The sequence below is a fragment of the Actinomadura sp. J1-007 genome, from assembly GCF_009793335.1.
GTDB lineage: Bacteria > Actinomycetota > Actinomycetes > Streptosporangiales > Streptosporangiaceae > Spirillospora > Spirillospora yumaensis.
In genome coordinates, this window is record NZ_WING01000001.1 from 686,809 (window position 1) to 708,228 (window position 21,420).

Genomic DNA, 21,420 nt, shown 5'->3' on the forward strand with positions numbered 1-21,420 from the left:
CCCGGCCCCTCAGGCGTCCGGGACGCTCTCAGGCGCCTCGGAGCGCCTCCAGCTCGCGACGTGGTAGCCCACGCCGTACGGCGCGGCGCGCGCGAGCCGTTCCGCCTCGTACCGCCCGCTGTCGGCCCGGCCGCCGCCGGTCCGGCCGCGCGCGTCGTCCGCGCCCCCGCACGCTCGGCGGCGGAGGGGCGCGACGCGCCGGCCGCGCCGGCGAGCACCTGCCACGCCGCCCGCCCCGCCGCCTGGAGATCGCGCGACAGCTCCGCGTCCAGCCGGGCGAGGGCGGCGGCGTCGCCCCGTCCGAGCGCGTCCGCGACGGCGTCGTCGTAGGGCGCGCCGCGTTCGTCCAGGTAGCCCGGCGCCTTCTCCGACAGGCACGCCGGGCCGTCCCCCAGCACGAGCAGCGCGACGCCGTCGGCCGCTCCGGCCAGTTCGCGGCCAAGCTCAAGGCATTCCGCGGGTTCCGCGTCCCACGCGACGGACTGGTAGCGGACGCGTTCGGGCACGCCGGTCCTGGACAGCAGCCAGTGTCCGATCGTCAGTGACAGCGGCAGCTCAGGCCCCGTTCCCCACGTGAGGTCCGCGCCGTACGGGCGCAGGGTCGCCGTCACGTCCGGGCCGTACGCCCGGGTCTCGGGACCGCCGCCGACCACGAACACCGCGTCGGGCGCGGACGCCAGGCCCCGCAGGCGGGGCGGCCGGGTCGAGGCGTCGAGCACCGGGACGCCCAGCCGCCGTACGGCCTCGTCGCACGCGGCGCGCAGGCCGTCCAGCTCGGGAGCGGCCTCCCCGGCCACGGCCGGCACGAGGATGGGCGGGTGCGGGCACACCGCCGCCGAGATCAGCACGCGGAGCCTCCAGACCGGGCGTTCCCGGGCCCGCGGCCGTACGGGCGCACGGCCTGCGCGGCGGCCGGGGATGCGTCGATCATGCCGGAGGACGGGCCGTCAGCGGCCGGTCGAGCAGCCCGGCGCGGCGGCCGCGGGGGCCGGAGCGGGCCGTCCGATGGACGGCATGCCGAGCGCGACGCCCTTCGCGCCGCCGTCGGCCGAGCCGCCCTGCCGCGCCTCCCAGGCGTCGCCCGCGCGCGTGCGGCGGACCGCGGCGGCGGGCTTGTCGGCGACGAGGTGGTGCGGCGCGGCGTAGGTGACCTCGACCGTGACCATGTCGCCCGGCCGTACGGGCTCGTCCGGCGCGCGGAAGTGGACCAGGCGGTTGTCGGCGGCGCGCCCGGACAGCCGCAGCGTCGCGTCGTCCTTGCGGCCCTCGCCCTCCGCGACGAGCACTTCCAGCGTGCGGCCGAGCTGCTTCTTGTTCTCTTCCCAGGAGATCTCCTCCTGGAGGGCCACGAGCCGCTCGTACCGTTCCTGCACGACCCGCTTCGGCACCTGGCCGTCCATGGTCGCGGCCGGGGTGCCGGGGCGCTTGGAGTACTGGAAGGTGAACGCGCTGGAGAACCGCGCCTCCCGCACGACGTGGAGGGTCTGCTCGAAGTCCTCCTCGGTCTCGCCGGGGAAGCCCACGATGATGTCGGTGGTGATCGCCGCGTCCGGGATCGCGGCCCGGACCTTCTCGATGATCCCGAGGTAGCGCTCCTGCCGGTACGAGCGCCGCATCGCCTTGAGGACGGGGTCGGCGCCCGACTGGAGCGGCATGTGCAGCGACGGCATCACGTTGGGCGTCTCGGCCATCGCGGCGATCACGTCGTCGGTGAAGTCCTTCGGGTGCGGGGAGGTGAACCGGACGCGCTCCAGCCCCTCGACGCCGCCGCACGCGCGGAGCAGCCCGGCGAAGGCGGACTGGCCGCCCCCGGTCATCGCGCGGACCTCGTCGGGCGCCGTCGCGAGCGCGCCGAACCCGGACCCGTACGCGTTGACGTTCTGGCCGAGCAGCGTGATCTCCAGGACGCCGTCGGCGACGAGCGCCTCCACCTCGGCGAGGATCTCGCCGGGGCGGCGGTCCCTCTCCTTGCCGCGCAGCGACGGGACGATGCAGAACGTGCAGGTGTTGTTGCAGCCCACCGAGATCGACACCCACGCCGCGTACGGCGACTCGCGCCGCGTCGGCAGCGTCGAGGGGAACGTCACCAGCGACTCTTCGATCTCGACCTGCGCCTCGGCGCGCACCCGGGAGCGCTCCAGCAGCGCCGGGAGCGACCCGATGTTGTGCGTGCCGAACACCACGTCCACCCAGGGCGCGCGCTTGACGATCGTGTCGCGGTCCTTCTGCGCGAGGCAGCCGCCGACGGCGATCTGCATGCCCGGATGACCGTCCTTGACGGGCCGCAGGTGGCCGAGGTTGCCGTAGAGGCGGTTGTCGGCGTTCTCCCGTACGGCGCAGGTGTTGAACACCACCACGTCGGGCTCGGCGTCGCCCGCCCGGACGTACCCGGCGGACTCCAGCAGGCCGGACAGCCGTTCGGAGTCGTGGACGTTCATCTGGCACCCGTAGGTACGGATCTCGTACGTGCGGGGACCGCTCTGGATAGGCGCACTCATGACAGTCCCCAAGGGTACGTGCTGGCGATGGTCCCCGCGCGCCGTCGCGCGCTCGCCGCGACGCGCCGGTAACATCCGCCGAGGTGATCACGCGGAACGGCTCGAATCGTGCCGCCGACGTGGGGATTCGTGATCGTATCGGTACCGCGCGGGGACTTGCCCGGCGATTCGGATGACGTAAAGTCCGGGCCCATGACGGACAGCGAAGGCGGGCCCGACCTCACCAAGGGCGGCGGGCCTACGGCGGAGACCGCGGGCGACGGGCCCCTCGTCGTCGTCGAGAACGTCAACAAGCATTTCGGAGAGCTGCACGTTCTCAAGGACATCAACCTCACCGTGAACCGCGGCGAGGTCGTCGTCGTGATCGGACCGTCAGGCGGGGGCAAGTCGACCCTGTGCCGGTCGATCAACCGGCTGGAGCCGATCGACGGCGGCACGATCCTGGTGGACGGCAAGGAGCTGCCCAAGGAGGGCAAGGAGCTGGCGAGGCTCCGCGCCGACGTGGGCATGGTGTTCCAGTCGTTCAACCTGTTCGCGCACAAGACGATCCTCGACAACGTCACGCTCGGGCCGATCAAGGTGCGCAAGCAGGGCAGGCAGGAGTCCGAGAAGCACGCCATGGAGCTGCTGGACCGGGTCGGCATCGCCAACCAGGCCCAGAAGTACCCCGCGCAGCTCTCCGGCGGGCAGCAGCAGCGCGCCGCGATCGCGCGCTCCCTCGCGATGAAGCCGAAGGTGATGCTGTTCGACGAGCCCACCTCGGCGCTGGACCCGGAGATGATCAACGAGGTCCTGGACGTCATGAGCGGGCTCGCCCGCGACGGCATGACCATGGTCGTGGTCACCCACGAGATGGGGTTCGCGCGCAAGGCGGCGCAGAAGGTCGTGTTCATGGCCGACGGCCAGGTGGTCGAGGAGAACACTCCCGAGGAGTTCTTCACCAACGCGCGCACCGACCGCGCGAAAGACTTCCTTTCCAAGATCCTCACGCACTGAGCCGTCGGGGCTCCGGCAGGAAAGCAGAGGTAGACGAGAGCATGCGAGTTCGACGTTTCGGCGCCCTGGTCGGCGCGGGGGTCGCGCTGTCCCTGGCGCTCAGCGCCTGCGGCAGCGACACCGAGAAAACCGAGGCCAAGAGCGTTGCCCAGAAGGCCAAGGACGACAAGAAGCTGACGATCGGCATCAAGTACGACCAGCCCTCGCTCGGCCTGAAGAAGCCCGACGGCACGTTCGACGGCTTCGACGTCGACGTCGCCCGCTACGTGGCCAAGGAGCTCGGCGTCCCCGAGAGCGGCGTCACGTTCAAGGAGGCCCGCTCCGAGAACCGCGAGTCGTTCCTCCAGGGCGGCCAGGTGGACCTCGTCTTCGCGACGTACTCCATCACCGAGGCCCGCAAGCAGCAGGTCGGCTTCGGCGGCCCCTACTACGTCGCGCACCAGGACACGATGGTCCGGGCCAACGACAACGGCATCAAGAAGGCCGAGGACCTCAAGGGCAAGCGGCTGTGCCGCGCGGCCGGGTCCAACTCGTTCCGCCGCGTGACCGAGGGCCCGCCGGACGGCAAGCTCGCCGTCAAGGGCGTGAAGCTCGTCGACGCCTCGTCCTACTCCGACTGCGCCGCCAAGCTGAAGGCCGGCGCGCTGGACGCGGTCAGCACCGACGACCTGATCCTGGCCGGCTTCGCCAGCCAGCAGAAGGGCTCGTTCAAGGTCATCAACGCCCCGTTCACCGACGAGAAGTACGGCATCGGGATCAAGAAGGGCGACAAGGAGACCTGCGAGGCCGTCAACAAGGCCGTCACGAAGATGTACTCCGACGGCACCGCCAAGACCCTGCTCGACAAGCACTTCTCGGGCACCGGCCTGAAGCCCACGACGACCGTCCCTCAGTTCGAGGGCTGCGCCTGATCCCAGGCTGAGGCCCGCCACGGCGACGCGGTCCCGGAGCGCCGAACGCGCCCCCGGGACCGCCGCCGTGGCCACCGACCCGCTGGAACGCCATGGAACAGCTACTCGACCTGCTTGACTTCGGTCCGTTCTTCGACCATTTCGACACGATCCTCGAAGGGTTCTGGGCGACGATCCGCCTGGCCGCCGCGGCGGCGGTGCTCTCGCTCATCATCGGCACCGTGCTGGCGGCCTTCCGGGTCTCCCCGATACCGGTGCTGCGCGCCGTCGGGACGGTCTACGTCAACGTCCTGCGCAACACCCCGCTCACGCTGGTGCTGCTGATGTGCAGCCTCGGGCTGAACGACACGCTCGCGCTCACCTTCTCGTCCGACGCCAACACCAGCTACTACTGGTGGGCCGTGCTCGGGCTGTCCGGCTACACCGGGGCGTTCGTCGGCGAGTCGCTCCGCTCGGGCATCAACACCGTCCCGCTCGGGCAGGCGGAGGCGGCGCGCTCGATCGGGCTGACCTTCTCGCAGTCGCTCCGCATGATCATCCTGCCGCAGGCGTTCCGCGCGGTGATCGCGCCGCTCGGCAGCGTCTTCATCGCCATGATCAAGAACACCACGGTGGCCATCGCGGCCAGCTACGCGGAGATCGCCACGCAGATGAAGAGCCTGGTGGACCTGCCGTCGTTCGCCAGCGGCACCATCCCGCTGTTCATCGGCGTGGCCGTCGGCTTCATGATCCTCACCCTGCCCGCCGGGTTCTTCTCCGGCTGGCTGGCCAAGCGGATGGCGGTGGCGCGGTGACCAGGGAAGCGACCGTCCTGTTCGACGCCCCGGGGCCCCGGGCGCGGGCCCGCCACCGGGTGCTGACCGCCGTCTCCGGGCTCGTCCTGCTCGGGTTGATCGCGCTGCTGGTGATGCGCCTCAACGACAAGGGCCAGTTCGCCAAGGAGCTGTGGGACCCGTTCCTCAAGGCCGACGTCTGGAAGAACCTGATCCTGCCCGGCCTGTGGAACACACTGAAGGCGGCGGCGCTGGCCTCGGTGCTCTCGCTGCTGTTCGGCGTCGTCTTCGGGCTGGGCCGGCTGTCGGACCACTGGTGGATCCGGATCCCCGCCGGGGCCGTCGTGGAGTTCTTCCGCGCGATCCCGCTGCTGATCCTGATCTTCCTGGCGTTCTTCCTGCCCAACAAGATCAGCCCGGTCGTCGCCGAGTCGCCGTTCGGGACGTTCCAGCGCGTCCTGGTCGACAACTTCTTCTCGATCTTCGGCGTGGAGATCAACGCGGGCACGATCGTCGTCCCGGCCTTCGCGGCCGTGGTGTTCGGCCTGGTGATGTACAACGGCTCGGTGCTCGCCGAGGTGGTCAGGGCCGGCGTGCTGTCGATCCCGAAGGGCCAGTCGGAGGCCGCCTACTCGATCGGGCTGCGCAAGAACGGCGTGATGCGCCTGATCCTGCTGCCCCAGGCGGTCACGGTGATGATGCCGGCGATCGTGAGCCAGCTCGTGGTCGTCCTCAAGGACACCGCGCTCGGCTTCATCATCGCCTACGCCGAACTGCTCCAGGCGGGCTTCAAGCAGGTGCCCGCCAACTACCACAACAACATCATCCAGGCCGGCATCGTCGTCGGCATCATCTACATCGCCATCAACATGTCGATCAGCCGGATCGCGACGTGGCTGGAGGCGCGCAGCCGCCGCAGCCGCAAGACCGCCGCCAGGACGATGGGCGGCGACGTCGGCGCGCCGCCCGCGCCCGGCATGTCGGTCGCCGGCGGCCCCGGAGCCGCCTGACCGGCGGTCGGCCTCGCGTCCGACCGTGAACGCCCGCAGGGGGCGCCGCCGGGGAATCCGGCGGCGCCCCTTTCGGTTGCGCAGAACGTGATGGTGGACGTCGTGGTGATCGGGTCAGGGCAGGCGGGACTGTCGGCGGGCTACTACCTGCGGCGTTCCGGCCTGGATTTCGTGATGCTGGACCACTCGCCGCGTCCGGGCGGCGCGTGGCAGTACCGCTGGCCGACGCTCACGCTCGGCGCGGCGCACGGGATCCACGACCTGCCGGGGATGCCGCTGGGCGAACGCGACGGGAGCCGTCCCGCTTCCGAGGTCGTCTCCGAGTACTTCGGCCGCTACGAGAAGGCGTTCGACCTGCCCGTGCACCGTCCCGTGGACGTCACGCGGGTGGAGGACCTGCCGGACGGGCGGCTGCTCGTGGAGACCTCCGAGGGGCCGTACGAGACGCGCGCGCTGATCAACGCCACGGGCACGTGGGACCGTCCGTTCTGGCCGCACTACCCCGGTATGGAGACGTTCGCCGGACGCCAGTCGCACACGGCCGACTACCGGGGGCCCGACGAGTTCGCGGGCGAGCGCGTGGTCGTCGTCGGGGGCGGCGCGTCCGGCGTCCAGGCCCTCCTGGAAATCGCTCAGGTGGCCGCAGAGACGACGTGGGTGACCAGGCGTCCGCCGGTATGGGTGGACGGTCCGTTCGACGAGCAGCGCGGCCGTGACGCCGTCGCGCGGGTCGAGGACCGCGTCCGCCGCGGGCTGCCGCCCGGCAGCGTCGTCGGCGCGACCGGGCTGCTGCTGACCGACGAGGTGCGCGCGGCCCGCGAGTCGGGCGTGCTGCGCCGCGAGCCGATGTTCGACCGCATCACCCCGGACGGCGTCGAGTGGGCGTCCGGACGGCACGTGGACGCCGACGCGATCCTCTGGGCGACCGGCTTCCGCGCCGCCCTCGACCACCTCGCGCCCCTGCGCCTGCGCGCGCCCGGCGGCGGCATCCGCATGGACGGCACGCACGTCGCGGGCGACCCGTACGTCCACCTGCTCGGGTACGGGCCGTCGGCCAGCACCATCGGCGCCAACCGCGCAGGGCGGATCGCCGTCAGGGACATCACGCGCCTCCTGAACGCACCCGGGGACGGGCGCGACGCGCGCGGCGTACGCGGCGCGGGCCTGGCGGCGACCGGCTGAACGACACGTTCGCCCACCCGTTCCGCCGCCGGTCCGAGGGTTCGCCTACGCGCGCGCCCGCGGTTGCGCGCCCCGTCCGGCCGCGTGCCGCAGCGCCCAGCCGCGTGCCGCGCCGTCGGGCGCGATGCCCGTCGCGGGTGGCGGGGTGTCCCGGTGAGCGGTTTGTTTCTTTCCGAGTTCAACTGGCCCGTCATGGCCCCAACCGATCCCCGTATGCGGGACGATTCCTGTTATGACCGCTCGTGCGACACTCCCCTACGGCTCCTGGCCTTCCCCCATCTCCGCCGCCGACGTCGCCCGCTCCCGGCTGCGCCTCGGTTTCCCCACCGTCGCCGGCGATGACGTCTGGTGGCAGGAGGCCCGTCCCGAGGAAGGGGGCCGGACCACGGTCGTCCACCAGCGCGGCGGTCACCGGACCGAGCTGCTCCACGCGCCGTGGGACGCCCGGACCCGCGTGCACGAGTACGGCGGGCGGTCATACCTGCCGATCCGCACCGGCGACGGCGGCGCCATCGTCTTCTCCAACTACGAGGACCAGCGGCTGCACCGGCTCGACGAGGGCGACCCGAAACCGCGCCCGTTGACGCCGGAACCGGCCGTCCCCGCGGGTCTGCGCTACGCCGACTGCGTGCTCTCCCCCGACGGCACGGAGATCTGGTGCGTTTGCGAAGGGCACATCGCCGCGCCCCCCGCCGAAGGCGGAGCGGACGGCGGCGGCGAGCCGGGGCCGGAGGGGATCAGGCGCGCGATCGTCGCCGTCCCCCTGGACGGCAGCGCCGCCGAGGACGCCTCGGCGATCCGCGAGCTGGTCACCGGCGCGCACTTCTACGCCAGCCCCGCGCCGTCCCCGAGCGGAGGGCACCTGGCATGGGTGCAGTGGAACCACCCCCGGATGCCCTGGGACGGCACGGAACTGCGCGTCGCCGCCATCGAGGACGGCCACACCGTCGCGCCCCGCACCGTCAAGGGCGGCCTCACCGAATCAGCGCTCGCGCCGCTGTGGGCCGACGACGAGACCCTCTACGTCATCTCCGACTGGCCGGGCTGGTGGAACATGTACCAGGTCGGCCTGCACGGCGAGTCCGCGCAGGCGCTGTACCCGGCGGAGGAGGAGTTCGCCTCGCCGCTCTGGCAGCTCGGCGGCATGCCGTACGCGCTGCTCGGCGACGGCCGCCTCGCCGTCCTGCACGGCGAGGGCGACATGCGGCTGGCGGTCTACGACCCCGAGACGCTCGACCTCACCGAACTGGAGCTGCCCTACTCCCACTGGGCGCCGCAGGTCTCCGCGGACGGCTCGACCATCGTCGCCATCGGCGGCGGCCCCGACGTCCCCGATTCGGTCGTGCGGATCGACACCGCCAACGGGCGCGTCGAGACGCTGCGCCGCGAGACGGCCCACCTCCCGGACGCCGCGTACCTGTCGCGGCCTCGCACCGAACGCCTGGAAGGGCCGTTCGGACGCCCCGTGCACGCGTACGTGTTCCCGCCGACCAGCCCCGACGCCGCCGCACCCGAGGGCGAGCTCCCTCCGTACGTGGTGTTCGTGCACGGCGGGCCCACCGGGCGCGTCTCGACCGTCCTCAACCTGGAGCGGGCGTACTTCACCAGCCGCGGCATCGGCGTCATCGACGTCAACTACGGCGGTTCGGCGGGCTACGGCCGCGCGTACCGCGAGCGGCTCCGCCGGCAGTGGGGCGTCGTGGACGTCGAGGACGCCGTCTTCGCCGCCAGGGCCCTCGTCGAACGCGGCATCGCCGACCCCGAGCGGCTCGCCATCAGGGGCGGCAGCGCGGGCGGCTGGACGACCCTCGCCGCCGCCACCCAGACCGACCTGTTCAAGGCCGCCACGTCCTACTACGGCATCAGCGACCTCCAGAGCTTCGCCGGGGCCACGCACGACTTCGAGTCGCAGTACCTCTTCGGGCTGATCGGGCCGCTTCCGGGGTTCGAACGGGCGTACGAGGAGCGTTCGCCGCTCAACCGCGCCGACCGCACCGCCTGCCCCGTTCTGCTGCTCCAGGGCCTCGACGACCCGATCGTCCCGCCCGACCAGTCGGAACGCTTCGCGGTGGCGCTGGCGGAGAAGAAGATGCCGTACGCCTACCTGACGTTCGAGGGCGAGTCGCACGGCTTCCGACGGGCCGAGACCACCATCGCGTGCCTGGAGGCCGAACTCGCGTTCTACGGCCAGACCCTCGGTTTCAAGCCGAAGGACGTGGACCCGATCGACCTCACCGTCGGCTGAACAGCTCCACCGCAAGGAACCGTCCCCCATCGGGGACGGTTCCTGCGTTTTCAGGCCCGTTCGCCTGCGGCTTCAGGTACTTGTGGGCGCGTTCTCAGGTTTTCAGGCCCGCTTGTCGGCGGCGCTGCGCAGCACGTTGACGTCGTTGTCGAAATACGGCGAGAACGAGCGCCAGTGCGTGTTGCCGCCGCCCTGGTAGCCGCCGATGACGCCGTTGATGTAGCCCGTGTGCGTCTTGCCGTTGTACTTGAGCAGCCAGGGGCTTCCGCTCGTTCCGCCGTAGAAGCCGGAGCAGTCCATGCGGACCTGGTACTTCGACTGCCGCGCCGTCTTCGCCCGGCAGTAGATCGGCTGGTCGCGCTTGTCGTAGGCGATCCGCGGGTAACCCGTCACGTTCACGTACTTGCCGACGCCCTGGTTGACGCCCAGCATGTTGTAGCCGACCGCGGCCTCGATCGTCTTGCCCTTCAGGGGGTTGAGCCCGATGAAGCCGAAGTCGAGGTCGGGATCGCTCTTGGACGCCCACCGCTGGTCGACCAGCAGCATCTTCGCCGTCCACGTCCCGTACGGCCGCTTGCCCTTCTCGTACTTGGGCACGAACGCCACCTTGCTCACGTAGCCCGCGCCGCGCCCGCCGTGGATGCAGTGCGCCGCCGTGATGAGCAGCTTCTTCGAGTACGAGTGCACCACGCTGGCCGTGCAGTAGTGGTCGCCCGAGCCGTTGTTGAAGAACAGCGCGCCGAGCGTCGGGATCCCGTGGAACGCCGTGGAGCGCGGCACCGCCTGCGCCGCGGCCTGCGTGCGCGCCGCTCCGCCAGGCGCCTCGGCGCGTCCCACCGGCTTCGCCGCCGCCATCCGCTTGGCCGTCCAGTACCGCGCGGCCTCGTTCGAGTCGGCCGCGCTGATCCGCACGCTGGCGGACGTGTCCACGACCCGCTTCTCCGCGCCGTCCCCCGAGGACAGCCACACCGTCCCGGCCCCGGCCGCGACGACCCCCGCGGACGTGCCGAGCACGACCGTCCACCACTTCCGACCCCTGTGCATTCGCCAGAACCTACCGACTCCCCCGCACCGCCACAACACGAATGATCATCCCCGAATCCCCCATGTCGCCCGGCCCTCGCCGACCGGCGGCAGGGCGGGGCAGAGGCGGAGGGCCGGAGCGGAGGGGGCGGCGGGGCGCCGGGGTCAGCGGGCGAACTCGATGGCGCGGGACTCGCGGACGACGGTGACGCGGATCTGGCCCGGATAGGTCAGCTCGTCCTCGACCTGCTTGGCGATGTCGCGGGCGATGACCTGGGCCTGGATGTCGTCGACGGAGTCCGGCTTGACCATGACGCGGATCTCGCGGCCGGCCTGCATGGCGAAGACCTTCTCCACGCCCTCGTGCTTGTCGCGGGCGATCTCCTCCAGCCGTTCGAGCCGCTTGACGTACGCCTCCAGCGACTCGCGGCGCGCTCCCGGCCGGCTGCCGCTGATCGCGTCGGCCGCCTGGGTGAGGACGGCCTCGACCGTGCGGACCTCGACCTCGTTGTGGTGCGCCTCGATGGCGTGCACGACGTCCTCGTCCTCGCCGTACCGCCGTGCGATCTCCGCGCCGATCAGCGCGTGGCTGCCCTCGACCTCGTGGGTGAGCGCCTTGCCGATGTCGTGCAGCAGCGTGCACCGCTTGGCGATCTCGACGGGCAGCCGCAGCTCGCTCGCCATGACGCCCGCGATGTGCGCCGACTCGATCAGGTGCATGAGCACGTTCTGGCCGTACGAGGTGCGGTAGCGGAGCTGGCCGAGCAGCGCGATCAGCTCGGGGTGCATGTCGGTGATGCCGACCTCCACGAGCGCGTCCTCCCCCGCGCGCACGCAAAGCTGCTCCACGTCCGACCGGCTGCGGTCGTAGACCTCCTCGATCCGCTGCGGATGGATCCGGCCGTCCAGAACGAGCTTTTCCAGGGTGAGCCGTCCGACCTCCCTGCGAACGGGGTCGAAACAGCTCAGCAGCACCGCCTCGGGGGTGTCGTCGATGATGAGGTTGACGCCGGTCGTGGACTCGAACGCGCGGATGTTGCGTCCCTCGCGCCCGATGATGCGGCCCTTCATCTCGTCGCTCGGCAGGTGCAGCACCGACACGACCGACTCGGCCGTCTGCTCGCTGGCGACCCGCTGGATGGCGAGCGTCACGATCTTGCGGGCGCGCTTCTCGCCCTCGGCCCGCGCCGCGTTCTCGATCTCCCTGGTCAGCGGGATGGCCTCGCGCTTGGCCTGGTTCTCGATCGCGGCGACCAGCTCGCTCTTGGCCTGCTCGGCGGTCAGCCCGGCGGCGCGTTCGAGGACCTGCCGCCGCTCGTCGTCCAGGCGCCCAAGTTCCTGCTTGCGGGACTCCAGGCCGCGCTTGCTCTCGGAGAGGCGCCCCGACCACTCCTCCAGCCGCCGCACCTCGCCGTCGAGGCGCTGCTCCCGCTCCGCGAGGCGGCTCTCGCGGCGTTCCAGGTCCTCGCGCATGGTCCGGAGGTCCTCGCGTGCGGCGCGGGCCTCCTCCTCAAGCTCGGCGCGGGCGGCGTTCGCGATCTCCTGGGCCTGCTTCTCGGCGCGTTCGAGGATCTCCTGCGCCTCGGCCTCCGCCGCGGCGGCGCGGCCGAGACCCCCGGGTCGGCGCAGCAGCACGATCACGAGAGCGACCAGGGTCACCAGCAGTGCTGCACCCAGCAGGACGCTCTCCATGAGGCAGATCCTTCCTCGCCCACGGACCCCGTGATCGGAGCCCTGCCTCGCGAGGATTTACCCGCACCCGCCCGGGCGGCCGGGTACACGGAATCCCCGAGCCGCCGATCGCGACCCGGTGACTCGGCCGAAAACGGCCAAGGACGTGTCCTCTATGCCTCTCAACTGCTCGAACGTGATCAGTCGTATCGCAATCCGCGGTGCGCGGAGTAACTCCTCACTGCCGTAACGGTAAGCGGCATGGAGGTAATGAGCAAGCAAACCCCGGGCATTCCGGACTAACCGAACGCCCGCGTGAGGAGTGCCTTACCGTCCCCCGGCCTGCCCCGAGCCACCGCCGACCTGCCCCGTCACGGCCCGCCCGTGTCAGGAAAGGGTCAGCGCACCGTCAGGGACCACCGCGCCTCCCCGGCGTGTCGTTCCCGGACCGAAACCCCACCCCACCCAACGCCCCAATCCCCCGTTCTCCCACACCACGCCCTCCCCGCACCAGCCCCCGTAGTCCCACCACTCCTAGCCCCACCTCGCCGACATCTCCCGCACCCGTCGCCCCCGCCCGTACCCGCCCGGCGGGTGCCGAGCGGCAGCAATGGTGGGGTCAGACGTTCGTTGACGGACGATCCCTCGCGGGCGTTCGTTGGCAGACGCCGGTCAGCGGCGTCCACTGGTGGGCGTTCGCGCGGCGTCGGAGTAGCGGACGGCAACAGGTGCGCAGGGCACGCGGACGGTTGTTCTGCGGTTGGGACGGGCGAACGCCAGGAGGAGGGGAAGAACGAGTGCTGGAGCAAGAAGCGGGCCGCGCTCTTCCCCGCTCGGTTCAGTCCATATCGGGGTCTTCGGCGAACTCGTCGACGTCGGCGCCCTCTTCCGCGAGCGCCTCCTTGACGACGCGGTAGGCGAGGCCGGGCGAGTAGCCCTTGCGGGCGAGCACGCCGACCAGGCGGCGCATCCTCTTCGCCGGATCAACTCCCCGCGTGGCCCTCAGTTTCCGGGCGATGAGGTCCCTGGCGGCCTGCTCCTCATCCTCCGGCGTGACCTCCTCGACGGCGTCGTTCACCGTCTCGGCGTCGACGCCACGGCGACGGAGCTCGCTGGCGAGCGCACGCTTGGCCAGTCCGCGTCCCGCCTGGCGGGTCCGCACCCAAGCCTGGGCGAACGCGACGTCATCAATGAGCCCCACATCGGTGAACCGTCCAAGGACCCCCTCAGCCACATCGTCCGGGATCTCCTTGCGTCGCAACGCGTCGGCGAGCTGAGCACGCGTACGAGGCGACGATGCAAGGAGCCGCAAGCAAATCTCTCGCGCCGCGGACTCCGGATCGGCGGGCGGCCCCTTCTTCGCGTTCCCGTCCCGCCGCCCCCTCTTCCGGCCGCCCCGACTCTCTTCCCAAGGATTGTCGGAGCCGCCCCCAAAAGCCTTCTTCCGCCCGCCACCGCGCCCAGATGCGCCCCTCCGCCCACCTGCGGCAGCCGCCCCACCTGCGCCCCGCTCCGGGCCTACCTCCTCCGCGAGCACATCCGAGCCGCCCTGCCCGCCCGGGACCCACCGTTCCCCCGGGCCTCCCTGCCCGTCCGAACGCGTTCGCGCGTCCGACTCCGCCTGCCCGTCTGGAGCCGACCGCATATCCGAGACAGCCTGAACCCTCCGGCGTGACCGCCCACCACCCGGGGCTGTCTGAACGTCTGGAGCCGTCTGATCACTCGGGGTTGGCTGCCGGTCGGAGTTGGCCTGAACGTTCGTGACGGGCTGCGGGTTCGAGGACGGCTGGTCGTTCGGCGGCTGGCTCCCGGGGCCGGGCTGCTTGGCGGGCTGCTTGGCGGGCTGCTTGGCGGGCTGCTTGGCGGGCTGGGACGCGGTCTTCTCACCGAGGACGGGGCGCGTCCTGTCGGCGGCTGTGAGGTCGGCCGTGCTTGGGGGCACGGCACTTGGGTCATCCCGCCGGTCGCTCGCTTTGGACGCGGCAGGGCCGGGCCTGGTCCGCGGGTTCTCCTCGGTAGGGGCTGGGGGCTTCGCGGCAGGCCCGCGTTCGGAACGGCCGGGATTCTGGCCTTCCTGCTCGGTCGTCCACGGGTTGGTCCCGGTGATCGCCCAGGGCACGGCGCCGGACGCGTGCGGGAGCGTGGGAGCGACCGCGCCGTTCTCGTCGGAAGGCTCCGCCTCGTTCTCGCTTGAGCCTGGTACTGGCTCGTCGACACGCTTCCGAGCGAAGTCTTGAACGGCAGCCGCGCCGGCCTCGGGAGCAGAGTCGTTATCGACGGTGCTGTCGGGCTGGGCGACGGTGGCCCCGGCGGTGGGGTTGAGATGTGAGGCAGGCCCCGTTCCGGCAGCGGGGCCGGGCTGAGGGGTGAGGCCGGCAGCGGGGCCGGGCTGAGGGGTGAGGCTGGCAGCGGGGTCGGGCTTGGTGGTGGGGCCGGCACCAGGGGTGGGGCGTGAGGCTGGGGCTGGGGCTGCGCCAGAGTCGGGGGGTGGTTCGAGGGCCGCCTCGGGCTCGGGAGCTGGGTTGAGCTCCGGAGTTGGGTCGAGCCCCGAAGTTGGGTCGGGCTCGGGCTCCGGAGTTGGGTCGGGCTCAGGCTTGGAGTCCTGCTCGGTGGCGGGGGCAGGGGCGCGTGAGGGGAGGGTGGGTGGCGGGGGGACGGGGGTGGGCTCTTCGGTGAGCCATGGGTTGGACTCGGGGGTGGCCCAGGGGACGGGTTTGGGTGGGGTCGGTTCGTCCCAGGGGTTTCGGGGCGCCTCGTCCTCGGGTGGGCGGGTCATGCGGGGGCACCCGGAGCGCTGAGCCCGGCGGGGTCAGCGGCCGGGCCCTCGGGAGCGGCGGCGCCATCGGGGAAGGTCCGCGCACCGGCGAGCCGGTGCCGGGTAAGGCGCCGCCGCCCTACATACGAGATCATCGCCCACACTTCGTCAAGAGTCACCCGGATTGGCAGATTCCTTGTCAGGAATCACCCGGCTTGGAGCCCCTGGCGCTCTTCTTGACGGGCATCGGGGGCTTGGGGGCCGGAGTGGCCTGGGGCTTGGCGGGCTCGGCGTCGGCCGCGGGCTTGGTCCCGTCGGCGGCGGGCTCGGCCTCCTTGTCGACCTTCGGGCCGACGCCCAGCTTCTCCTTGATCTTCTTCTCGATCTCGTCGGCCATGTCGGGGTTGGCCTTGAGGAAGTTGCGGGCGTTCTCCTTGCCCTGGCCGAGCTGGTCGCCGTCGTAGGTGTACCAGGCGCCGGACTTGCGGACGAAGCCGTTCTCCACGCCGAGGTCGATCAGGCCGCCCTCGCGGCTGATGCCGATGCCGTAGAGCAGGTCGAAGTCGGCGACGCGGAACGGCGGCGCCATCTTGTTCTTGACGACCTTGACGCGGACGCGGTTGCCCACGGCCTCGGTGCCGTCCTTGAGGGTCTCGATGCGGCGGACGTCGAGGCGGACGGAGGCGTAGAACTTCAGCGCGCGCCCGCCCGTGGTGGTCTCGGGCGACCCGAACATGACGCCGACCTTCTCGCGGAGCTGGTTGATGAACAGCGCGGTGGTCTTGGTCTGGTTGATCGCGCCGGTGAGCTTGCGCAGCGCCTGGGACATCAGGCGTGCCTGGAGGCCGACGTGGCTGTCGCCCATCTCGCCCTCGATCTCGGCGCGGGGGACGAGCGCGGCGACCGAGTCGATGACCACGATGTCGATCGCGCCGGAGCGGATCAGCATGTCGGTGATCTCCAGCGCCTGCTCGCCGGTGTCGGGCTGGGAGACCAGCAGGGCGTCGATGTCGACGCCGAGCTTGCCGGCGTACTCGGGGTCGAGCGCGTGCTCGGCGTCGACGAACGCGGCGATGCCGCCCTTCTTCTGGACGCTGGCGACCGCGTGGAGCGCGATCGAGGTCTTGCCCGAGCCCTCGGGGCCGTAGACCTCGACGACGCGGCCGCGCGGGAGGCCGCCGATGCCGAGGGCGATGTCGAGGGCGATCGCGCCCGTCGGGATCACCTCGACCGGGGCGCGCGCCTCCTCGCCCATCCGCATGACCGAGCCCTTGCCGAACTGCCGCTCGATCTGCGCGAGGGCGGTTTCGAGAGCCTTCTCCCGGTCGTTCGCTGCCATGACGTGCCCTTGTCTTCCTGTCGTGAGTGCCGGCTCTCGGCCGCCTTGCGATGTCGAGGGCGACGTTACGGGGAGCCACCGACAGTTCTCGAGACCCCGGCGCAACTGTGGATAACGTCGCATGCCGCGCCCAGCTTACCGAACACTCGTTCGATCATGGCGGCGCGCACCGAATTGCCCGGGAATCTCCGTGCGCCGGGCGGCCTCCACCCCGTACGCTGGCGCCGTCCACGGAGGGTTCCATCATGACGCTGACCGTCCTCTTCTGCGTCGATCCGCTCCACCCCCGGCGCGTTGACCCGCACTACTCCCGCGAGGCGGCCGCCGTGCGGGACCACTATGGCGAAATCGCACTCGTCGACCATGAGGCGCTGCGGCGTGGTGACGCGGCGGCAGCGGTGCGCGCCGTCCCGGGTGACCTGGGGGCCGCGTGGTACCGGGGCTGGATGCTCACGGCCGAGGAGTACGCGGCGCTCGCTTCGGCGCTCAAGGCTCGCGGCACGGTCCTGCTGACGCATCCGGAGGATTACCGGCGCGCGCACGAGTTGCCCGGATGGCATGACACGTTCGCGGGGCTGACCCCGCACAGCGTGTGGCAGCCTCTCGCGCCGCGCCAGGAGCCGCAGGATCTGAGCGAGCTGGTACGGCCGCTCAACGGCGGGCCCGGCATCGTCAAGGATTACGTGAAATCCCGCAAGCACGAGTGGGACGAGGCGTGCTTCGTTCCCGACGTGAAGAATCTCTCGCAGCTCCGTACGGTCGCGTCGAAGATGGTCGCGCTACAGGACGATTTCCTCGCGGGCGGTCTGGTCGTGCGTGAATACGAGCCATACGACGGTGAGGGCGAGTCGCGCGTGTGGTGGGTGGACGGAGAGCCCGCTCTCGTGGGGCCGCATCCCGACAGTCCCGATATCGAGCCTGAGCCGGAGCTCGACGCGGTCGCCCCGGCCGTACGCGCTCTCGGCTGCCGTTTCATCACCACCGACCTGGCGCGCCGCTCGGACGGAGAGTGGCGCGTGGTGGAGGTCGGGGACGGTCAGGTGAGCGACCTGCCCGGCACCGTCGATCCCATGGATCTGTACGCGCATCTGCCCGTACCGGATTGACGGCCTGTCCACGCCCTTCGCGAGGCGAACGGACGTGGTGCCTGGACGCGTGCGATCGGGCGGCGTTCGCACGGAACGGACGGTGCCCGCCTTGTGACGGAACCGGAATGGGCACCCCTTCCGTCCCATAACGGCCCACCCCTAGGCTATGGCTCCGCGACGCCGGAATCCTTCCCCGCGGGACGTCCGGTCCAGTCGTCCGGAGCCTCCCGGCCGCTCGCCGTCTCGTTTCGAAGGACGTGTTCCCCTTGCCCCCACAGGAGCCCACGCGCCGGCTCAGCTCGCGCGCCGTCAAGGTCGGAATGGTGAGCGCGCTGTCGTTGACCCTGGTCGCCTGCGGTTCCAAGTCGACCACGGCGTGGTGCGTGGACCGCTACGCCCCGGCCGTCGGGAAGACCAAGGGCGGTTACAAGGTGGTCTCCGACAGCCTCTGCAACACGCGGGACATCGACAACGGCACGATCTCGTACGGCCGGTACTTCTGGTATTACGGCGGCAAGCGGGATTCCAACGGGTACGCGACGGGCGGCACCTCTTTCGGACCGAGCAAGGGCAAAATCAAGTCGGGCAGCGGCCACACGCTGAGCCGGGGAGGCTTCGGCGGCGGCGGAAAGAGCGGGGGCTGAGGTGCGCCGCACCCGTTCGAAGCCGCGGGATGACTGGGCCGAGAAGGTCGAGACGCACGGGCTGGCCTTTCACCGGACCGCGCATCCGGAACATCTGACGCGTCCCTACTGGGACGAGTCGGTGCACTACGTCTTCGAGATGGACGAGGTGCTGGCCCTTGAGGAAGTCGTCGAGGAACTGCACCGGATGTGTCTGGAAGTGGTGGAGCACGTCGTCTCCACCGGCCGGTACAACGTGCTGGGCATCCCCGACTGGGTGGCGCCGCTGATCGAGGAGTCGTGGCGGCGGCGGGACCCGCACCTGTACGGGCGTTTCGACCTGCGCTACGACGGCGACGGGCCCGCGAAACTGCTGGAGTACAACGCGGACACCCCCACGGCGCTTGTCGAGAGTTCGATCGTCCAGTGGTTCTGGTTGCAGGACGTCTTCCCCGAGGACGACCAGTGGAACTCCATTCACGAACGTCTGGTCGACCGCTGGAAGCGGATGGCCGCCGATCTGGCCCCCGGCCCGACGCACTTCGCCTGGACGAACGGCGATGAGACCGGCGAAGAGGTCATGACCATCGCCTACATGCAGCAGACCGCCGAGGAGGCGGGTATCCCCGGCATGGCGATAGCCATGGAGGACATCGGGTGGCATTCAGGCCGCGAACGGTTCCTCGACCTGGACGAGAACGAGATCCGTACGCTGTGCAAGCTGTACCCCTGGGAATGGATCGTCTCCGAGCCGTTCGGCAGGAACATCCCCGGCGCGCCCACAGCCTGGATCGAGCCCATCTGGAAGATGGTGCTCTCCAACAAGGCGCTGCTCGTACTGCTGTGGGAACTGTTCCCCGGACACCCGAACCTGTTGCCCACGTACCTCAACACCCCCTCGAACCTGACCTCGTACGTGCAGAAACCGCTGCTCGGACGGGAAGGCGCCAGCATGCGCATCGTCACTCCCGACGGAAACGAACAGCGCACGCAGGGCGAGTACGGCGCGGAAGGGTTCGTGTTCCAGGAATTCTGTGCTCTGCCCGAGTTCGATGGGGAGCATCCCGTCCTCGGCGCGTGGGTCGTGGAGGACGAGTCCGCTGGGCTCGGAATCCGCGAGACGTCCGGCCTCATCACCGATGACACGTCATCGTTCGTCCCCCATCGCATCCCGCTTTAGCGGCGAACGCCGAAACCCCCTGTAGAACCTCCTAAGGAGAACGATGTCTCTCGCGCTCGACGACGACCTCGGCCAGATCCTCGCCGAGGGCGTGGGGGCGATCTTCGCCTACGCCGCGGTCGGCCTCGCGCTGTTCGTCCTCGGCTTCTACATCGTGGACTGGACGACGCCGGGCCGGCTGATCTCGATCATCCGGCGGGACCGCAGCCCGAACGCCACGTTCCTGGCCTGCGCGGCGACCGTCGGCATCGGCCTGATCGTGGCCGTGTCGATCTTCTCCGCGGGCGGCGACCTGCTCGAAGGGCTGATCCGGGTCGCCGTGTTCGGGGGCGTCGGCGTGATCGCGCAGGGCCTGGCGGTGCTGATCTTCGACCGGATCGTCGGCGTGGACGTGCGCGGGTGCGTGGCCGAGTCGAAACTGGAGCCCGCGGTGATCCTGCTGGGCGTGGCGAACGTCGCGATCGGCCTCGTCACCGCCATGGCCGTCTACGGCTGACGCAGGGACGAGCGGTGGCACGGCAGGGTCAGTGCAGGCTCTGCGGCACGTCGAACGTGGCGACGACGGCCTTCCAGACCCTCTTGGCCGGTTCGCCTTCGGCGAGTGCCTGTTCGATCGTGCGGCCTCCCAGTTCGGCTATGACGTAGTCCTTGGCCACGCTCTGGGCGTAGCTCTCGCCGAACTGCTGGTTCATCCGTTCCCAGAACTGTGTGAGCCGCACCCGCCCACGTTATCCGAGGCGGCGGCGCCTCCCGTCCGGATCGCGCCTCCTTGGGACGGGCCGCTCAGCCGAGCGATCCGGCGATGTCCTCGGGCGCGCGCGGCTCGCGTCCGGCCGTGTACTCGCGGTGCAGGCCCGTCAGGTAGCGTTCGACCGCTTCGACCACGCGCGCGGTGCGGTAGGAGGGGAAAACGTCGAACGCGTGCTGGCTCCCCTTCATCTCCGCGTAGATGACCGGTGAACGCGACGCGTCGCGCAGCCGCTCCACGAACCGCCTCGCCTCGGCCACGGGAATCAGCGAATCCCGACTCCCGTGGATGACGAAGAAGGGCGGGGCGTCCTCACGGAGGTAGTGCACAGGGGACGCCTTGGCGAACGCCTCGCGATCCTCCTTGAACGGGCGCTTCACCACCATCCGCTCCACCAGCCGGGTCGCGCCCATCGGTACCGGCCACGGCCCGGGTTCGACGAAGTCGTACACGCCGTAGAACGGCACCGCGCCCTGCACGCTGGTGTCCACGTCCTCGAAACCGGGCTGGAAATCGGGCACGTTCGCCGTGAGCGCCACCATCGCGGTGAGGTGCCCTCCGGCCGATCCGCCGGTGACGCAGAGGAAGTCGGGGTCGGCGCCGTACTCCTCCGCGTGCTCGCGGTACCAGCGCAGGAAGTGCTTCAGGTCGACCAGGTGCTCGGGCCAGGTCGCCCGGGGACTCAGCCGGTAGTTGACGTTGAAGCCCACCCAGCCCTGCACGGCCATGTGGTTGAGCAGGGGAAGGCCCTGCTCGCGTTTGTCCCCGATGACCCAGGCCCCGCCGTGGATCTGCATCAGCCCCGGACGCAGCCGCCCCCCGCAGCGGCCCCGCCAGCCCCGCCGGCCGCGCCGTCGGCCGCCGGGCTGTAGACGTCGAGTTTGAGCCGTAGCCGTCCCTCCTCCCGGAAGACGACGTTGCGCGTCACGCGCACGCCGCGGCGGGGCAGCAGGCACAGCGGCGGAACGATCAGGTGGGAGCGGGGGTAGCGCGGGGCGCCCTCGGGATCGAGGTCCAGCGGAACGCCGCTCTCGCGCAGCGTCACGGTCGTCCGCCTGGCCGCGGCGATGGTCGCGACCGTTCCCGCGACGCCGGCCGCGCCGAGGACGAGCCCGATCCAGCCGGCCCAGCCCGCCGAGCCCTCAAGGCCCCCGTACACGGCCGCGAGAACGAGCCCGGCGATCTCGGCGACGAGCAGGTGCGGCGCCAGCTCGATGGTGAGCCACCCCGCGAAGAAGCTCGGCACCAGGACGGCCGGGCGGCGGCCGGGACGGTGGGCGTTCAGCGCGAGCAGCAGGGAGACGGCGCCGACGGCGAGCAGCACGTAGGGCATGCCACGTACTTACCCGGTCAAGTGCTTGCTTACAACGTGACGCGG

The 21,420-nt window shown here is 70.9% G+C and carries 19 protein-coding genes; 10 read left to right on the forward strand and 9 right to left on the reverse strand.

The features are described 5' to 3' along the window. Positions 1-9: 9 nt before the first annotated feature. Together GEV43_RS49280 and miaB are read right to left on the reverse strand one after the other, a co-directional pair. Complete coding sequence (locus tag GEV43_RS49280) at positions 10-225, reverse strand: hypothetical protein (RefSeq protein ID WP_241682759.1); 216 nt, start codon at positions 223-225, stop codon at positions 10-12. Between the two features lie 722 nt (positions 226-947). Then, complete coding sequence (gene miaB, locus GEV43_RS03120; protein WP_160819394.1) at positions 948-2,498, reverse strand: tRNA (N6-isopentenyl adenosine(37)-C2)-methylthiotransferase MiaB; 1,551 nt, start codon at positions 2,496-2,498, stop codon at positions 948-950. 192 nt (positions 2,499-2,690) lie between these two features. Here miaB and GEV43_RS03125 point away from each other — a divergent pair, with 192 nt between their 5' ends. The 6 genes from GEV43_RS03125 to GEV43_RS03150 all read left to right on the forward strand — a co-directional run bounded on the left by GEV43_RS03125 (position 2,691) and on the right by GEV43_RS03150 (position 9,615). Then, complete coding sequence (locus GEV43_RS03125) at positions 2,691-3,494, forward strand: amino acid ABC transporter ATP-binding protein (RefSeq protein WP_160819395.1); 804 nt, start codon at positions 2,691-2,693, stop codon at positions 3,492-3,494. Between the two features lie 41 nt (positions 3,495-3,535). Continuing rightward, positions 3,536-4,405: a glutamate ABC transporter substrate-binding protein gene (locus tag GEV43_RS03130; protein ID WP_160819396.1), complete on the forward strand. Its 870-nt coding sequence runs from the start codon at positions 3,536-3,538 to the stop codon at positions 4,403-4,405. A gap of 92 nt (positions 4,406-4,497) precedes the next feature. Further along, positions 4,498-5,199: an amino acid ABC transporter permease gene (locus GEV43_RS03135; RefSeq protein ID WP_160819397.1), complete on the forward strand. Its 702-nt coding sequence runs from the start codon at positions 4,498-4,500 to the stop codon at positions 5,197-5,199. After that, a complete protein-coding gene (locus tag GEV43_RS03140; RefSeq protein WP_160819398.1) occupies positions 5,196-6,188 on the forward strand; it encodes an amino acid ABC transporter permease in 993 nt (330 codons plus the stop codon). Before GEV43_RS03135 ends, GEV43_RS03140 begins: the two co-directional genes overlap by 4 nt. 93 nt (positions 6,189-6,281) lie before the next feature. Beyond that, positions 6,282-7,370 carry an NAD(P)-binding domain-containing protein gene (locus tag GEV43_RS03145; protein ID WP_375539079.1) on the forward strand — a complete coding sequence of 363 codons (1,089 nt, stop codon included), beginning with the start codon at positions 6,282-6,284 and terminating at the stop codon, positions 7,368-7,370. A gap of 232 nt (positions 7,371-7,602) precedes the next feature. After that, positions 7,603-9,615: a prolyl oligopeptidase family serine peptidase gene (locus tag GEV43_RS03150; RefSeq protein WP_160819400.1), complete on the forward strand. Its 2,013-nt coding sequence runs from the start codon at positions 7,603-7,605 to the stop codon at positions 9,613-9,615. 102 nt (positions 9,616-9,717) lie between these two features. Here the strand turns inward: GEV43_RS03150 and GEV43_RS03155 are convergent, their stop codons facing one another. The 4 genes from GEV43_RS03155 to recA form a co-directional block, all read right to left on the reverse strand. Beyond that, positions 9,718-10,659, reverse strand: a complete 942-nt coding sequence (locus tag GEV43_RS03155; protein WP_160819401.1) for a serine protease — start codon at positions 10,657-10,659, stop codon at positions 9,718-9,720. 144 nt (positions 10,660-10,803) lie between these two features. After that, a complete protein-coding gene (gene rny / locus GEV43_RS03160) occupies positions 10,804-12,330 on the reverse strand; it encodes a ribonuclease Y (RefSeq protein ID WP_160819402.1) in 1,527 nt (508 codons plus the stop codon). Between the two features lie 817 nt (positions 12,331-13,147). After that, entirely contained in the window at positions 13,148-13,627 is a 480-nt protein-coding gene (locus GEV43_RS49285) for a regulatory protein RecX (protein ID WP_375539080.1), read from the reverse strand. Between the two features lie 1,636 nt (positions 13,628-15,263). Further along, entirely contained in the window at positions 15,264-16,403 is a 1,140-nt protein-coding gene (gene recA, locus GEV43_RS03170) for a recombinase RecA (RefSeq protein ID WP_160819404.1), read from the reverse strand. Between the two features lie 245 nt (positions 16,404-16,648). On the opposite strand from recA, the gene GEV43_RS03175 reads away from it, so the two are divergent. From GEV43_RS03175 to GEV43_RS03190, 4 genes are all read left to right on the forward strand, one after another. Then, positions 16,649-17,509, forward strand: coding sequence for an ATP-grasp domain-containing protein (locus tag GEV43_RS03175; protein WP_160819405.1), 861 nt, complete (start codon positions 16,649-16,651; stop codon positions 17,507-17,509). 248 nt (positions 17,510-17,757) lie between these two features. Next, positions 17,758-18,135 carry a hypothetical protein gene (locus tag GEV43_RS03180; protein ID WP_241682761.1) on the forward strand — a complete coding sequence of 126 codons (378 nt, stop codon included), beginning with the start codon at positions 17,758-17,760 and terminating at the stop codon, positions 18,133-18,135. Between the two features lies 1 nt (position 18,136). Next, positions 18,137-19,294, forward strand: coding sequence for a glutathionylspermidine synthase family protein (locus tag GEV43_RS03185; protein ID WP_160819406.1), 1,158 nt, complete (start codon positions 18,137-18,139; stop codon positions 19,292-19,294). 43 nt (positions 19,295-19,337) lie between these two features. Beyond that, positions 19,338-19,790, forward strand: coding sequence for a DUF350 domain-containing protein (locus GEV43_RS03190; protein WP_160819407.1), 453 nt, complete (start codon positions 19,338-19,340; stop codon positions 19,788-19,790). Positions 19,791-19,818: 28 nt separating this feature from the next. On the opposite strand, the gene GEV43_RS03195 is transcribed toward GEV43_RS03190, so the two are convergent. The 3 genes from GEV43_RS03195 to GEV43_RS47830 all read right to left on the reverse strand — a co-directional run bounded on the left by GEV43_RS03195 (position 19,819) and on the right by GEV43_RS47830 (position 21,375). After that, on the reverse strand, positions 19,819-20,013 hold the full coding sequence (locus tag GEV43_RS03195) for a DUF3046 domain-containing protein (protein WP_160819408.1): 195 nt from the start codon (positions 20,011-20,013) through the stop codon (positions 19,819-19,821). A 64-nt stretch (positions 20,014-20,077) separates the two neighbouring features. Further along, a complete protein-coding gene (locus GEV43_RS47825) occupies positions 20,078-20,839 on the reverse strand; it encodes an alpha/beta hydrolase (protein ID WP_206681049.1) in 762 nt (253 codons plus the stop codon). Continuing rightward, positions 20,839-21,375 carry a hypothetical protein gene (locus GEV43_RS47830; RefSeq protein ID WP_206681050.1) on the reverse strand — a complete coding sequence of 179 codons (537 nt, stop codon included), beginning with the start codon at positions 21,373-21,375 and terminating at the stop codon, positions 20,839-20,841. The genes GEV43_RS47825 and GEV43_RS47830 overlap by 1 nt, the downstream gene beginning before the upstream one ends. Positions 21,376-21,420: the final 45 nt, after the last annotated feature.